General features: G+C 65.2%; 16 protein-coding genes. 11 read left to right on the top strand and 5 right to left on the bottom strand.

The features are described 5' to 3' along the window. Position 1 precedes the first annotated feature (1 nt). A complete protein-coding gene (locus AC0GNO_RS03135) occupies positions 2-310 on the bottom strand; it encodes a DUF3817 domain-containing protein (protein ID WP_472902904.1) in 309 nt (102 codons plus the stop codon). A 113-nt stretch (positions 311-423) separates the two neighbouring features. Then, the gene (locus AC0GNO_RS03140; protein ID WP_472902905.1) at positions 424-1,560 is read right to left on the bottom strand and encodes an iron-containing alcohol dehydrogenase; all 1,137 of its coding nucleotides are present in this window, start codon (positions 1,558-1,560) and stop codon (positions 424-426) included. A gap of 129 nt (positions 1,561-1,689) precedes the next feature. On the opposite strand from AC0GNO_RS03140, the gene AC0GNO_RS03145 reads away from it, so the two are divergent. Together AC0GNO_RS03145 and AC0GNO_RS03150 are read left to right on the top strand one after the other, a co-directional pair. Continuing rightward, positions 1,690-2,670 (top strand): alpha/beta hydrolase, encoded by a 981-nt coding sequence (locus AC0GNO_RS03145; RefSeq protein WP_472902906.1) that lies wholly within the window; start codon positions 1,690-1,692, stop codon positions 2,668-2,670. A 34-nt stretch (positions 2,671-2,704) separates the two neighbouring features. Further along, positions 2,705-3,565 carry a YbgC/FadM family acyl-CoA thioesterase gene (locus AC0GNO_RS03150; RefSeq protein WP_472902991.1) on the top strand — a complete coding sequence of 287 codons (861 nt, stop codon included), beginning with the start codon at positions 2,705-2,707 and terminating at the stop codon, positions 3,563-3,565. A gap of 1 nt (position 3,566) precedes the next feature. Here AC0GNO_RS03150 and AC0GNO_RS03155 read toward each other — a convergent pair whose 3' ends face one another. Beyond that, positions 3,567-4,421 (bottom strand): NRDE family protein, encoded by an 855-nt coding sequence (locus tag AC0GNO_RS03155; protein ID WP_472889265.1) that lies wholly within the window; start codon positions 4,419-4,421, stop codon positions 3,567-3,569. Positions 4,422-4,452: 31 nt separating this feature from the next. Then, the gene (gene ygfZ, locus AC0GNO_RS03160) at positions 4,453-5,388 is read right to left on the bottom strand and encodes a CAF17-like 4Fe-4S cluster assembly/insertion protein YgfZ (RefSeq protein WP_472902907.1); all 936 of its coding nucleotides are present in this window, start codon (positions 5,386-5,388) and stop codon (positions 4,453-4,455) included. A gap of 109 nt (positions 5,389-5,497) precedes the next feature. Between ygfZ and mltG the strand changes: the two genes are divergently transcribed. The 8 genes from mltG (at position 5,498) to AC0GNO_RS03200 (ending at position 12,364) form a co-directional block, all read left to right on the top strand. Next, positions 5,498-6,505, top strand: coding sequence for an endolytic transglycosylase MltG (gene mltG / locus AC0GNO_RS03165; protein ID WP_472902908.1), 1,008 nt, complete (start codon positions 5,498-5,500; stop codon positions 6,503-6,505). A gap of 5 nt (positions 6,506-6,510) precedes the next feature. After that, the gene (gene tmk / locus AC0GNO_RS03170; RefSeq protein ID WP_472902909.1) at positions 6,511-7,194 is read left to right on the top strand and encodes a dTMP kinase; all 684 of its coding nucleotides are present in this window, start codon (positions 6,511-6,513) and stop codon (positions 7,192-7,194) included. A gap of 10 nt (positions 7,195-7,204) precedes the next feature. Then, the gene (locus AC0GNO_RS03175; RefSeq protein ID WP_472902910.1) at positions 7,205-8,254 is read left to right on the top strand and encodes a DNA polymerase III subunit delta'; all 1,050 of its coding nucleotides are present in this window, start codon (positions 7,205-7,207) and stop codon (positions 8,252-8,254) included. 11 nt (positions 8,255-8,265) lie between these two features. Further along, on the top strand, positions 8,266-8,637 hold the full coding sequence (locus AC0GNO_RS03180; protein WP_472889260.1) for a PilZ domain-containing protein: 372 nt from the start codon (positions 8,266-8,268) through the stop codon (positions 8,635-8,637). A gap of 61 nt (positions 8,638-8,698) precedes the next feature. Beyond that, positions 8,699-9,508, top strand: a complete 810-nt coding sequence (locus AC0GNO_RS03185) for a TatD family hydrolase (protein ID WP_472902911.1) — start codon at positions 8,699-8,701, stop codon at positions 9,506-9,508. 134 nt (positions 9,509-9,642) lie between these two features. After that, positions 9,643-10,194 carry an ankyrin repeat domain-containing protein gene (locus AC0GNO_RS03190; RefSeq protein WP_472902912.1) on the top strand — a complete coding sequence of 184 codons (552 nt, stop codon included), beginning with the start codon at positions 9,643-9,645 and terminating at the stop codon, positions 10,192-10,194. Between the two features lie 154 nt (positions 10,195-10,348). Next, positions 10,349-10,837, top strand: a complete 489-nt coding sequence (locus tag AC0GNO_RS03195) for a tripartite tricarboxylate transporter TctB family protein (RefSeq protein WP_472889257.1) — start codon at positions 10,349-10,351, stop codon at positions 10,835-10,837. Between the two features lie 15 nt (positions 10,838-10,852). Next, the gene (locus AC0GNO_RS03200) at positions 10,853-12,364 is read left to right on the top strand and encodes a tripartite tricarboxylate transporter permease (RefSeq protein ID WP_472889256.1); all 1,512 of its coding nucleotides are present in this window, start codon (positions 10,853-10,855) and stop codon (positions 12,362-12,364) included. A 41-nt stretch (positions 12,365-12,405) separates the two neighbouring features. Here AC0GNO_RS03200 and AC0GNO_RS03205 read toward each other — a convergent pair whose 3' ends face one another. Beyond that, the gene (locus AC0GNO_RS03205; protein ID WP_472902913.1) at positions 12,406-12,588 is read right to left on the bottom strand and encodes a hypothetical protein; all 183 of its coding nucleotides are present in this window, start codon (positions 12,586-12,588) and stop codon (positions 12,406-12,408) included. Positions 12,589-12,723: 135 nt separating this feature from the next. On the opposite strand from AC0GNO_RS03205, the gene AC0GNO_RS03210 reads away from it, so the two are divergent. Next, positions 12,724-13,680, top strand: a complete 957-nt coding sequence (locus AC0GNO_RS03210) for a ParA family protein (protein WP_472902914.1) — start codon at positions 12,724-12,726, stop codon at positions 13,678-13,680. Positions 13,681-13,856 lie beyond the last annotated feature (176 nt).

Consider the following 13,856-nt stretch of genomic DNA (forward strand, 5'->3'; position numbering starts at 1 on the left):
TTCATTTCACGGGCACCAGCTTGCGCCTGAAGATGCCGGTCACCATCAGGGCGCCGAAAGGGACGAACGCGGCACCCAGCAGCTGCAGCGTCTCGGTCGTGGTGAGCGAGCCCTTGTTCCGGGCATTCAGCACCAGCAACGAGTACACGATGAACGCCCCGCCGTGGATCGGTCCCATGACCGACACCGCTTCGGGTAGACCAGCCAGGCGTTTGAGCGGCACGGCCACGCCCAGCAGCAGCAAAAGGGTGGCACCCTCGGCGAGGGAGGCCCAGCGCAACTGGCGCAGGCGGGAGACAGCAAGGTTCATGACGTGATAAAAAAAATGGGGCGCCAAAGCACCCCAGAAAATGAGAAACAAGATCAGTGTCGCAAGCATTGCGGCGTTGCACCTTGCTTTCCGTCAAGCGCCAGGACCCCTTTTCACATCGCCGCTTCCAGCATGGCGCGGTATTCCTCCGCGCTGGCGATGCGCGGGTTGGTCTTGTGGCAGTGGTCGGCCAGCGCGCCCTCGATCACCTTGTGAAACAGGTCGGGCGTGACACCCATCGCGGCCAGGCCGCTGGGCAGACCCAGGCGGGCGTTCATGTCCTTGATCGCTTCGCCGATGTCGCTGCCGCTGGCCAGACCCATGGCGTGGGCCATGCGCTGCAGGCGGTTTTCTTTCCGGATGGATTCGGCCCCGGCGTTGAATGCGATCACCGCGGGCAGGAACATGGCGTTGAGCGTGCCGTGGTGCAGGCGCGGGTTGACGCCGCCCAGGCTGTGACTGAGTGAATGCACGCAGCCCAGCCCCTTCTGGAACGCCAGAGCGCCCTGCATGGACGCGCTCATCATGTTCAGCCGCGCCTCGCGGTCCTGTCCGTTGGTGGTGGCGCGCTCGATGTGCGCCCAGCCGCGCTCCAGGCCGTCCAGGCCAATGCCATCGGCCGGTGGGTTGAAGGCCGGCGCCATGAAGGTTTCCATGCAGTGGGCGATCGCGTCCATGCCGGTGGCCGCGGTCAACATGGGCGGCAGGCCCAGCGTGAGTTCCGGGTCGAGCAGGGCGGTCTTGGGTACCAGGTGCCAGCTGTGGAAACCGAGCTTGCGGCCATCGTCCACGATCACGATGGCGCCGCGCGCCACCTCGCTGCCGGTGCCGGCGGTGGTGGGCACGGCGATCAGCGGCGGCACGCGGTCGGTGATCTTGGGCGAGCCACCTTCGATGGTGGCGTAGGTCTTGAGCGGGCCTTCGTGCACCGCGGCAATCGCCACGCCCTTGGCGCAGTCGATGGAGCTGCCGCCGCCGAGCGCGATCAGGCCGTCGCAGCCCTCGGCTTTGTAGACCGCCACCGCCGCGCGAACGGCGGCTTCGGTCGGGTTCGACGGCGTCTGGTCGAACACGGCGAGCTTCAGGCCGGGCAGGGCGGCGAGCGCCTTGTCCAGCAGACCCGCGGCCCTCACACCCGCGTCGGTCACGATCAGCGGGCGGTGGATGCCCACCCGTTCGCACTCGGCCTGCAGCTGCGCGAGCGCGCCGAAGTCGATCAGGATGTTGGTCACATAGAGGATCTGGGCCATGTTTGTCTCGTGTGGTTGTGGGAGGCGAAACCAAAACTATACGGCCGCGCTCTTTCGCGGCCAATGCCACCGGGGTGACCGCCGGTCGCGGAAAAGACAGCCACAATCCTGCGCACACCCTTTCCACCCATGTCGCACCACCCCAACCCCCGATCCCTGCTCACGACCGCCATGCGCGGCGTGCTCGACCGCATCGCCCGCGCCGGCCACCCGCCCATGCACGCGCTTTCACCCGCGCAGGCCAAGCAGGCCTACGCCGCGGGCGCCGGGGTGCTCGACATTCCCTCGCACAAGCTGGCGCGAGTTGAAGATCTGAAGATCCCCGCGCGTGACGGCTTTGAGCTGCCTGCCCGGCTGTTCGCACCTGCTTCCGAGCACCCGCTGCCGGTGCTGCTGTACTTTCACGGCGGTGGCTTCACCGTCGGCAGCGTGGCCACCCACGAGCCCCTGTGCCGCCACCTGGCCCACCTCTCCCACTGTGCCGTGGTCTCGGTGGACTACCGGTTGGCGCCCGAATGGCCATTCCCCACCGCCGTGCACGATGCCTGGGACAGCCTGGCCTGGCTGCGGGACAACGCCGCGGCGCTGCGCCTGCACGGCAGCCGGATCGCGGTGGGCGGCGACAGCGCGGGTGGCACGCTCGCTGCCGTGACGGCCATCGGCGCTCGCGACGCCGGCTGGCCGCTGGCCCTGCAACTGCTGTTCTACCCCGGCACCGCCGGCCACCAGAACACACCCAGCCACAAGACCTTCGCCAAAGGTTTTTTGCTCGAAGAGGCCCACATCACCTACTTCTTCAACCACTACCTGCGCTCGCCACAAGACCGCGACGACTGGCGCTTCGCCCCGCTGGACGGCGTGGATGCATCCGGCCAGGTGCGCGACCTCGACGGCGTGGCCCCGGTCTGGATCGGCCTGGCCGAATGCGATCCGCTGACGGAAGAGGGCGTGATGTTCGCCGACCGCCTGCGCATGGCGGGTGTGCCGGTCGACCTGGAGATCTACGCCGGTGTGGTGCATGGCTTCATCCAGTTTGGCCGCGCCATCCCGCAGGCGCTGACGGCGCACAACGACGCTACCCGTGCACTGCGCCACGCCTTCGGCACCTGATACCCACAACACGGAGACCGCCCACATGCCCCAGATGAAACGCGCCGACTTCCGTTTCTTCCACCGCCTGCGCGTGCGCTGGGCCGAGGTGGACATGCAGAAGATCGTGTTCAACGCGCACTACCTGATGTATTTCGACACCGCTATCGCCGACTACTGGCGCGCGCTGGCGCTGCCTTACGAAGAGTCGATGCACCAGCTCGACGGCGACCTCTATGTGGTCAAGGCCACGGTGGAGTTCCACGCCTCGGCGCGGGTGGACGACCAGATCGAGGTGGCGATGAAATGCAGCCGCATCGGTACTTCTTCCATGGTATTCACCGGCGCCATCTTCCGCGGCGACGAACACCTGATCTCAGGCGACATCGTCTACGTGTTTGCCGACCCGGTCACGCAAACCTCGCGCCCGGTGCCCCAGGCATTGCGCGACATCGTGCTCGGCTACGAGGCGGGTGAGGCCATGGTGACGATCAAGGTCGGGCGCTGGAGCGAGCTCGGCGACGATGCACGGCGCATCCGCACCGCGGTGTTTGTGGAGGAGCAGCGCATTCCCAAAGACCTGGAAAGCGACGCGGCCGACCTGACGGCGGTGCACGCCGTGGCCTACAACCGCCTGGGCCGGCCGGTGGCGACCGGGCGCTTCGTGCCACACGAGCCCGGCGTGGTGAAGGTCGGACGCCTGGCGGTGCACCGCGTGCTGCGCGGCGGCCAGCTGGGGCGCCAGGTGTTGCAGGCGCTGATGGACGCAGCCCGCGACGGCGGACAAACCGAGGTGATGCTGCATGCCCAGCGCAGCGCCGTGGGCTTTTACGAGCGTCTGGGCTACCAGGCCCGGGGAGTGGTGTTCGAGGAGGCGGGCATCGAGCACCAGGAGATGTTCAAGTCGCTCGTCTGAATCACCAGAACAGGGTCTCGCTGCGCCGGTGGTGAGGGTTCCAGCGGTGTTCGCCGCCGGGTGCGGGCACGTGGTTCCATTCGTCCACCGCCACCCGCCAGGCCGCTGGCACCGCGCTGGTTTCGAACCTCTGCACGCTCAGGACCAGGCTGCTGCGGGTGCCATAGCCGCGCTCGGGCATGCTCACAAAGGGGCTGGACAGGCCGTGCTCCATCTCAAGCGGTACACCGGTCTGCGGCAGCTCGTGTGAGGGCATGCGCCGGGCATCGGCCAGCGCCGCGGTGAGGCTGGCGATCGGCAAGGGTGAAGAAGCGGGCTGCGCCAGACAATCACCGAGTGCCTGTTTCAGCCGTTCGCTCTTGGGCCAGGGGGTATCGAGCGCTGCATTGGACAGGCCGTAGACACCCGCCTCCAGGCGGCGGCTGTGCAGGCCGGTGGGGTGTTCGTCGTGCGGACGCTCTGGGTCGCGGTTGCCGGCCCAGGCCCAGAATTTGTTGTGGAAATCACCGACCACCAGATTGAAGCCACCGTACGCGGCCGGATCGAGGTCGTCCAGCAACGCTTGCCAGGACAACCCGCCATTCAGCCAGCGTGTGGCCAGTTCGCCCCGGCTGCGCTGGCCCGGCCCGGCGTGGGCGCTGCGCACATTGGTGATCATGGCCACGCGGCCGGTGTCGCTGACACCGAGCCAGGTGCCGCCGTCCCGCAGGTCGCGCCCGGCCACCACCCCCGTGCCGTCGGGCAGGGTCCAGCGGTGCAGGGCTTCGGTCGGGCGGTCCAGGAATTCGTCGCGGTTGGCCGCGATCAGCAACGGACAGGCCGGGCTGGCATCGATGGCAAAGGCGATCAGGCACATGGGCGTCGACGCCAGATGAGCGCTGGACTGCTCAGACGTCTTCGAGCAGCGGGTAGGGCAGGGGCAGCAACTGCAGCGCGGGGCCGCTGACGCTGCCCGCGTGCAGGCTGCCGCTGGTGGCCGCGCTGGTCTGCATGGACACGGTGGCGCTCCAGCCGCCAGCAGGGTTGGCGGCAGCAGCGGCCACCGTCCCGCAGGGCTGTTCGGCGTCGCTGCTGTGGAACACGTCTTGCCCCACGGTCAAGGGTTCATCGGACTGCACCAGAAACGCGCGGCGCTTGAGCGTGCCGCGGAACTGGCTGCGCGCCACCACTTCCTGGCCGGGGTAACAACCCTTCTTGAAGTTCACGCCGCCCACCGATTCGTAGTTCAGCATCTGCGGCACAAAGGCTTCCACGATCGGCTGGGTGAGGGTGACCACGCCGGCCATCACATCCAGCCAGGCCCAGTGGGCTTCGGGCAGGGCGTCGCCCGCGGGAGGTGGGTGGCCGGCCGGTGCCACCCACAGCGCGCGGGGCAGGCCTTGCGACGGATACAGCGCGATGGTTTGAGCGGTGCCCGGTTCTCCGGACTTGCTCCAGGGTTGGGCGTCTGCGGGCGCGGCGGACCCGCTGAGCCCCCAGACCTGAAATTCCGCGCTCGCGTCACTCAGCCGGGCCTTGGCCCGCAGCACGAACATGGACAGGCGCTTGAGCGTGGCCGGCAGCAGGTCACGGCTGCAGACCAGCAGCAGGTCGTCGTGCGCGAGCTTGAAGCCCACAAAACTCGCCAGCATGCGGCCCTTGGCCGAACAGAACGCCGCCAGCCGCGCTTCGGACAGGCCGAGCAGTGAAAAATCCTGCGTCAGCTGGCCATGCAGGAACTTCGCCGCGTCTTCACCCTGCACGCGGATGACCCCCAGTTGGGGCAACAGGGTCGCGCCTTGGAGCGCGGGCGGGGAAACGCTGGGCGGGGAGGGCGGGTTCATGGAGCTTCGGGTTGGTGGCGTGGCGGGTGGGGGTGACAGCGGTCGATTATCATCTTTGGCCCGGTTCCCTGCCGGCGACGCCACCCATCTCCTCGCACCATTCCGATTCGTGAAACGCCTCCTGTTCCTGCTGTTCTGGCTGCCGCTGCTCGCGCTGGGACTGGTTGTGGGCGCTGGCTGGTGGTGGCTGCACCAGCCGCTGGTCTTGCCGGCCGATGCCAGCGCACAGGCGCCGGTGGAGTTGAACATCCCGCCAGGCAGCACCGCGCGGGATGTGGCGCAGGCCGTCAGCAACGCCAGGGTCGCCGTGCCGCCGAGCCTGCTCTACGCCTGGTTTCGTGCCTCCGGACAGGGCCGGTCGATCAAGGCGGGGGTCTACGAAATCAAACCCGGCGCCACGCCGAGCAGTCTGCTGAGCCAGCTGGTGCGCGGGGAGCAGGCGCTGCGCAGCCTCACCTTGCTGGAGGGCTGGAACGTGCGCGAAGTGCTGGCGACAGTGCGCGCTTCTCCAGATTTGAACCAGGATCTCGAGGGCCTGGACCCGGCCGAGATCATGGCCCGCATCGGCTACGCCGGGCGGCACCCCGAAGGCCGCTTTTTCCCAGACACCTACCGCATGGTCAAACACGCCACCGCGTCCAGCGTGTTGCGCCAGGCGGCCCAGGCCATGGACCAGCGCCTGGCCCAGGCCTGGGCCCAGCGCGCGCCCAGTTCGCCGCTGCGCACACCCGAAGAAGCGCTGATCCTCGCCAGCATTGTCGAAAAGGAAACCGGCACTGAAAGCGACAGGGGCTTGGTCGCCGGCGTGTTCAGCAACCGGCTGCGCATCGGCATGCGCCTGCAGACCGATCCCACCGTGATCTACGGCCTGGGTGAACGGTTCGACGGCAATCTGCGCCGGGTGCACCTTGAGACAGACAATCCCTACAACACCTACACCCGCGCCGGGCTGCCGCCCACACCGATTGCCATGCCCGGCTGGAACTCGTTGCTCGCGGCGGTACAACCGGCGGCCACGCCCGCGATGTATTTCGTGGCGCGCGGCGACGGCAGCAGCCAGTTCAGCAGCACGCTGGACGAACACAATGCCGCGGTGCGCCGTTACCAGATCAAATGACCCCCATGACCGCTCGTTCGTCTGGCCTGTTCATCTCCTTTGAAGGCATCGACGGTGCGGGCAAGTCCACCCATATCGCGGGTCTGGCCGACGCCTTCAGGGGCCAGGGCCTCACCGTGACCCTGACGCGCGAACCCGGCGGCACACCGCTGGCCGAGAAGCTGCGTGCCATGGTGCTCGGCGACGCCATGGACCCGCTCACCGAATCGCTGCTGGTGTTCGCGGCACGGCGCGACCACCTGCTCACCGTGATCGAACCGGCACTGGCGCGCGGTGAAGTGGTGCTGTGCGACCGCTTCACCGACGCCACCTTTGCCTACCAGGGCGGTGGGCGCGGTTTTGACACGCAGATCCTGGGCACACTGGAGCGCTGGGTGCAGGCCACGCCCGCCATGCGGGGCAAAAGCATCCGCCAGCCCGATCTGACCGTCTGGTTCGATCTGCCGGCCGAAACCGCCGCCGCCCGCCTGGCCGACGCCCGCACGCCCGACCGTTTTGAGGCCCAGCCGGTGGCGTTTTTCCGCGCAGTGGCCGCTGGCTATGCGGCGCGTGCAGAAGCCGAGCCGCGGCGCTTTGCGCGCATCAACGCCGACCAGGCGCGCGAGCAGGTCTGGGCGGCGATCGCGGCGGTGTTTGTCCAGCGGGGCTGGTTGCCCGCACCGGCAGCGTCCAGCCCTTCCGCCTCCTGACAAAGCACCCATGGCCACCCGCTCAACACCTCCTGACGCCGTCACACAACCCACAGCCACCCGCTCCCCCTGGGTTCAGCGCCAGTTGCAGGCGCTGCTCGCGCAACGGGGTCATGCCTGGCTGCTGCAGGGACCATCGGGTCTGGGGCAGTACGAGCTCGGTCTGGCGCTGGCGCAGACCTGGCTGTGCGAACAGCCCACGGCGTCCGGGCCTTGCGGGGTCTGCGGCAGCTGCCATCTGGTGAATACCCACGCCCACCCCGATTTTGTGGTACTCATGCCCGAGACGGTCATGCTCGAACTCGGCTGGCCCCTGTCCGAGACCGCGCAGAAAGAGATCGACGAAAAGAAGCGCAAGCCCAGCAAGGAAATCCGCGTCGAGGCCATGCGCGACACCGTGGCCTTTGCCCAGCGCACCAGTGCACGCGGGCGGGGTCTGGCGGTGCTGGTGTACCCGGCCGAGCGCATGAACCATGTGGCGGCCAACGCCTTGCTCAAGACCCTGGAAGAGCCGCCCGGGGACGCCCGCTTCGTGCTCGCCAGCGAGGCCACCCACCAGTTGCTGCCCACCATCCGCAGCCGCTGCCAGACCCACGCCATGGAGTGGCCCCCGGAGCCGGAAGCCTTGCAGTGGCTCCAGGACAACGCGGCCGCTCAGAGCCGTCCCACACCAGAGCAGGCCCAGGTCTGGCTGCGCGCGGCCGGTGGGCGCCCGGTGGATGCCCTGGCCTGGGCCGGCACCGGCCTGAACGCCAAGGCCTGGGCCGAGCTGCCTGCCGCGCTGGCCCGAGGCGACTGGAGCACGCTGGCCGGCTGGCCCGCCGCGCAGCAGCTCGAGCTGCTGCAGAAGCTCTGCCACGACCTGATGGCGCAGGCGGCCGGCGGCACGCCACGCTTCTTCAGCGCTGCGAACCTGCCGGTGGCGCCGCGCTGGGGCGTGCTGGCCAAGTGGTCGCGCGAACTGCTGGACGCGGCGCGCTCGGTGGAACATCCGTACAACCCCGGCTTGATGCAGGAAGCCTGGGCCGCGCGCACGCGGCAGGCGCTGGTTTCCCGCTAAACTTGTTGCTCATGAGTACCAGCCCCTCCGCATCCAACGCCTCTGCACGTCCGAGCGTGATCCAGCTCTCCATCAAGGAGAAAGCGGCGCTGTACGCAGCCTACATTCCGCTGTTTGCCGACGGGGGCATCTTCATTCCGTCTTCGCGCGAGTACCGCATCGGCGACGACGTCTATGTGCTGCTCAGCCTGCCCGACGACCCACAGCGCTACCCCGTGGCCGGCAAGGTCGCCTGGGTCACACCCGCCAAGGCGCAGGGTGGGCGCACGCAAGGCGTGGGCATCCGCTTCCCGGCTGACGAAAAATCGCGCCTGCTCAAGCTCAAGATTGAAGAAATCCTGGGCACCAGCCTCGGCTCGGACCGCCCCACCCAGACCCTCTGAACCGAGGCGGTTCAAACCGCTTCCGGCGGGGCGCCCGTCTTCTCGCCGCAACCAGCCCCGTATGTTCACCGACTCCCATTGCCACCTGAATTTTCCGGAACTGCGCGGGAACCTGCCTGCGATCCTGGCCGCCATGAGCCAGGCTCAGGTGGATCGCGCCCTCTGCATCTGCACGACGCTCGAAGAGTTTGACGACGTGCACGGGCTGGCGCGTGACCACGCCAACCTCTGGGCCACGGTGGGCGTGCACCCCGACAACGAAGGCGTGCAGGAGCCCACGCTGGACGACCTGCTCCAGCGCGCAGCGCTCCCGCGGGTGGTGGGCGTGGGGGAAACCGGGCTGGACTACTACCGCCTGAACGGCCGCAGCGTGGCCGACATGGCCTGGCAGCGCGATCGCTACCGCACCCACATCCGGGCCGGCCGCCAGACCGACCTGCCCCTGGTGATCCACACCCGGAGCGCGTCGGAAGACACGCTGGCGATCCTGCGCGAAGAGGGCGGCTTTGACAGCACGGCCCCTTCAGAGTGGCCCAGATCGCGGGGGGTTTTTCACTGTTTCACCGAAACCGAGGCGGTGGCCCGCGCCGCGCTGGACCTGGATTTCTACATCTCTTTCTCCGGCATCCTGACCTTTCGCAATGCCGGCGATCTGCGCGAGATCGCTCGGTTCGTGCCGCTTGACCGCATGCTGATCGAAACCGACAGCCCGTATCTGGCACCGGTACCCCACCGCGGCAAAACCAACAACCCGGCCTTCGTGCCCTTTGTGGCTCAGCAGATTGCAGAGGTCAGGGGCATGGCTGTGGAAGCCGTGGCCGACGCCACCAGCCGCAATTTTGAGCAGCTTTTCAATCGCGTTGTGGTCTGAAAATATTCATGAAACACTTTAAGTTCATTGAAAAGTTTATTGTTTTTGCATATTTTTTTGCATTTACTTCAGGAGCCTCCGCGGGCGCCTTCGAAGATTTTTTCAGCGCCGCCAAACTGGACAACGAGCCCGTGATGGTCGGGCTCACCCTGCGTGGGTTTGATCTCAACACCGTTGACCAACGCGGTGAAGGCGCGCTGCTGATCGCCGTGCGCGAGGGTTCGCGCAAGGTGGCCCTGTTCCTGCTGGAACAACCCTCGGTCAAGGTTGAGGCACGCAACCCCAACGGTGAAAGCCCGTTGATGCTGGCGGCTCTGAAGGGCGATCTGGACATGGCCAGACGCCTGATCCAGCGCAAAGCCGAGGTCAACAAACCGGGATGGACGGCCCTGCACTACGCTGCCTCCAACGCCACAGAGGCCAGCGAAGACATGGTTCGCTTGCTGCTGGAGCACCACGCCTACATCGACGCCGAATCACCCAACCGGAGCACGCCTCTGATGATGGCGGCGCACTACGGCCACCCGGCCGTGGTGAAGCTGTTGCTGGAAGAGGGGGCCGATCCCCTGCTGCGCAACGAACAGGGCCTGACAGCGATTGATTTCGCGCGGCGGGGCGCGCGTCAGGAGGCCGCCGACCTCATCGCGTCCTTTGTGCGCAGGAAACGCCCCGCCGGCACCTGGTGACCTGCATCCCGGCGGAACGCTTCCGCTCCCGGTGAACGGCGGGAACACCTGTCGGGCAAGACTAGGTGTAATCCCTCGGTAGGTGAAACCCACAACGATTTCCTGTTGGCAGTCCTCCAGAATGCCCCACATTCCAAACAAGAGGAGATGCATCGTGGCCCTGGCCAGTCAGAAGGACTTTTTTTCGGGACTCATGTTCACCACGGTGGGTGGGTCGTTTGCCTGGGGCGCCACGGAATACACCGTGGGAGAGGGCGCCCGCATGGGCCCGGGTTACTTCCCGCTCATGCTGGGCATTCTGCTGGCGATTCTCGGCATCATCATCACGTTTCAGTCGTTCACCAAGGGCCATCCCGGCGGTGACAAGATCGGTGCGTTTGCCTGGCGCCCGCTGGGTTTCGTGCTGGGGGCCAACCTGGCCTTCGGTGCCTTGCTGGTGGGTCTGCCGTCAATCGGCTTCCCGGCCATGGGCCTGATCGTGGCGATCTATGCGCTGGTGCTCATCTCCAGCCTGGCGCAACCGGGCGCCAAGCTGAAGCCGACGCTCATTCTGGCGACGATCCTGGCAATTGGCAGCTACGGTGCTTTTGTCAAACTTTTGAGCTTGCAGTTCCCGGTGTGGCCTGCGTTCCTGACGAACTGATCACAAGGCACCACCATGGAATTGTTTGACAACCTCGCGCTGGGTTTTGGCGTCGCCTTCACCTTCCAGAACCTCATCTATGCCTTCGTGGGCTGCCTGCTGGGCACGCTCATCGGGGTGTTGCCCGGCATCGGGCCGCTTGCCACCATCGCGATGCTGCTGCCCGCCACCTACGGCTTGCCGCCGGTGGCTGCGCTCATCATGCTGGCCGGCATTTATTACGGCGCGCAATACGGCGGCTCCACCACCGCCATCCTGGTCAATCTGCCGGGCGAGGCATCATCGGTGGTGACTGTCATCGATGGTTACCAGATGGCGCGCAAGGGCAGGGCAGGCCCCGCTCTGGCGGCCGCTGGTCTGGGTTCTTTTTTCGCCGGATGCGTCGGCACACTGATCCTGGCTGCATTTGCGCCACCGCTGACCGAGGTGGCGCTCCAGTTCGGCCCCGCCGAATACTTCTCGCTCATGATCGTCGGCCTGATCGGCGCCGTGGTGCTGGCATCGGGCTCGCTGATCAAGGCCTTGGCCATGATCGTGCTGGGTCTTCTGCTGGGACTGGTGGGGACCGACGTGAACTCTGGCGTGGCGCGCTACAGCTTCGACATTCCTGAACTCACCGACGGCATCAGCTTCCTGGCCATCGCCATGGGTTTGTTCGGCTACGGCGAGATCATCAGCAACCTGTCGCGCCCCGAAGAACACCGGGAAGTTTTCACCGGCAAGGTCGAAGGCATCATGCCCACCAAGGAAGACTTCAAGAACATGTTGCCCGCCGTGCTGCGCGGCACCGCCCTGGGCTCGGCCCTGGGTATCCTGCCCGGTGGCGGTGCGCTGCTGTCGGCCTTCACGGCCTACACCCTCGAAAAGAAGATCAAGCTCAAGCCCGGTGAAGTGCCCTTTGGACAAGGCAACATCCGCGGCGTGGCAGGGCCCGAAGCGGCCAACAACGCGGGTGCGCAAACCTCGTTCATCCCGCTGCTGACGCTGGGCATTCCACCCAACGCCGTGATGGCGCTGATGGTCGGCGCCATGACCATCCACAACATCCAGCCGGGCCCGCAGGTCATGACCAGCAACCCCGAGCTGTTCTGGGGCCTGATCGCCTCGATGTGGATCGGCAACGCGATGCTGATCATCCTGAACCTGCCACTGATTGGCATCTGGATCAAGCTGCTGACCGTGCCCTACCGCTGGCTGTTCCCGGCCATCGTGCTGTTCTGCGCCATCGGCGTGTACTCGACCAACAACAACAGCTTTGACATCTGGATGGTTGCTATCTTCGGTTTCATCGGCTACCTGTTCATCAAGCTCGGCTGCGAACCGGCGCCTCTGCTGCTGGGCCTGATCCTGGGCCCCATGATGGAAGAGTACCTGCGCCGCGCCATGCTGATCTCCCGCGGAGACTGGTCGGTGTTCGTGACCCGGCCGCTGTCCGCCAGCTTGTTGGCCATCGCCGCGATCCTGCTCACGGTGGTGCTGCTGCCTTCGATCAAGAAGAAACGCGAAGAGGCCTTTGTCGAGGACTGAGGTTGATCTATTGACCTGGCGGACACGCCTGGGAAGCCCGATCAGAGACATCTGATCGGGCTTTTTTGTTGGAAACGCAAGTCTTTTTGTGCGCCGATGGCCGCCACGATGAAGCTCACAGCCAGCATCGCGTTGACGTAGACCATGACCAAAAAAACGAGGGAAAATATTGCGACTGTTCCGGGTCTCTGGCGGTGTTGATCCGCCGAGCCTTGATATTCCACGATGTATATTATAGGTCTACTATTTGCGATTAATTAATTCAATAGTAGAGCAATAAGTACTCATATCTGAAATTGGTTTGATAAAAAAGTGCTGATCACGCCTGAACAGGTTTAACCCAGTTCAGCGAGGATCGAATGCTCACTCTTTCAGTAGTTGCCACCAAAGGCGGCGTAGGAAAAACCACACTCTGTGCCAACATTGGTGGTTTGTTGGCGGACATGGGATACCGTGTCCTTCTTATCGATGCCGACATCCAACCGGCATTGACGCGCCACTTTCAGCTCTCTCATATTGCTGAGCATGGCCTCACGACCATGATCCAGCGCGGAGCACTCGCCGACGACTGCATCAGTCATGTGAGCCTACCTCCCGAAACCTTCCGGGGGGACGTCTCGGTTCTCAACGTCCGAGGCGGGTTCCTACACCTGGTTCGTTCTGATACCCAAACATGGGATGAGGAGCGGGGGGTATTCAAGTACGACAGCGCCCTTCAAGACTGGCTAGCAAACCGCTTCGACCGTCTGGTTCGAATTCGGATGGCCATTAAAAACGATGCTGTGTCGTCCAAATATGACGTGGTGATTATCGACACGCAGGGAGCCGTAGGTCACCTGCAGGATGCCGCGGTGAATGCTGCCGACATGCTGCTGATACCGGCCAAGCCGGACATCGTTTCAGCACGGGAATTCATTTCAGGCTCACTCTTGTTGATCGACCGACATGAGTCCGCCGGGAACATGGGCTACTCGGTCCCTCCAATGAAAGCGGTGATCAACCACTACCAGAACACGGTAGACAGCCGCACGATCACCACGCTAATTCGTGAGCAGTTCATCGAGCTGCGAGGCAAGGTGACCGTGATGGACACCATGGTTCCAGCTATCGCTGCTTTTCCGAAAGCCTCGACTGCTCAGGTCCCTGTGCATTGGATAGATCCCGGCAAAGCAGGAGACATCATGCACCGGTTGATGTGGGAGCTCATTCCCTCTCTGGAGGGCAAGTTCACACCTAACCACAAGGGCGATTTGATCGTTCTACCGCGAGCCGTTGCTGCCCAAGAGCCTGACACAGACCTCGAAACGGAGGAGTGAGATGGCCATCCGGAAAACTCCCGAAACGCTGACGGCTGTAGAGCGCGCAGCGACGCTGGCTCGCAATGGTGCGCCAATGCCTCGTTTGAGCCTCACACCCAGACCCCAGACCACATCGAGAACGGAAGCCAGAAATGCGGCCGTGGCCGATCAAGCGCGCGCAAACCTGGGTCAGA

Source organism: Hydrogenophaga sp. L310 (assembly GCF_055703065.1).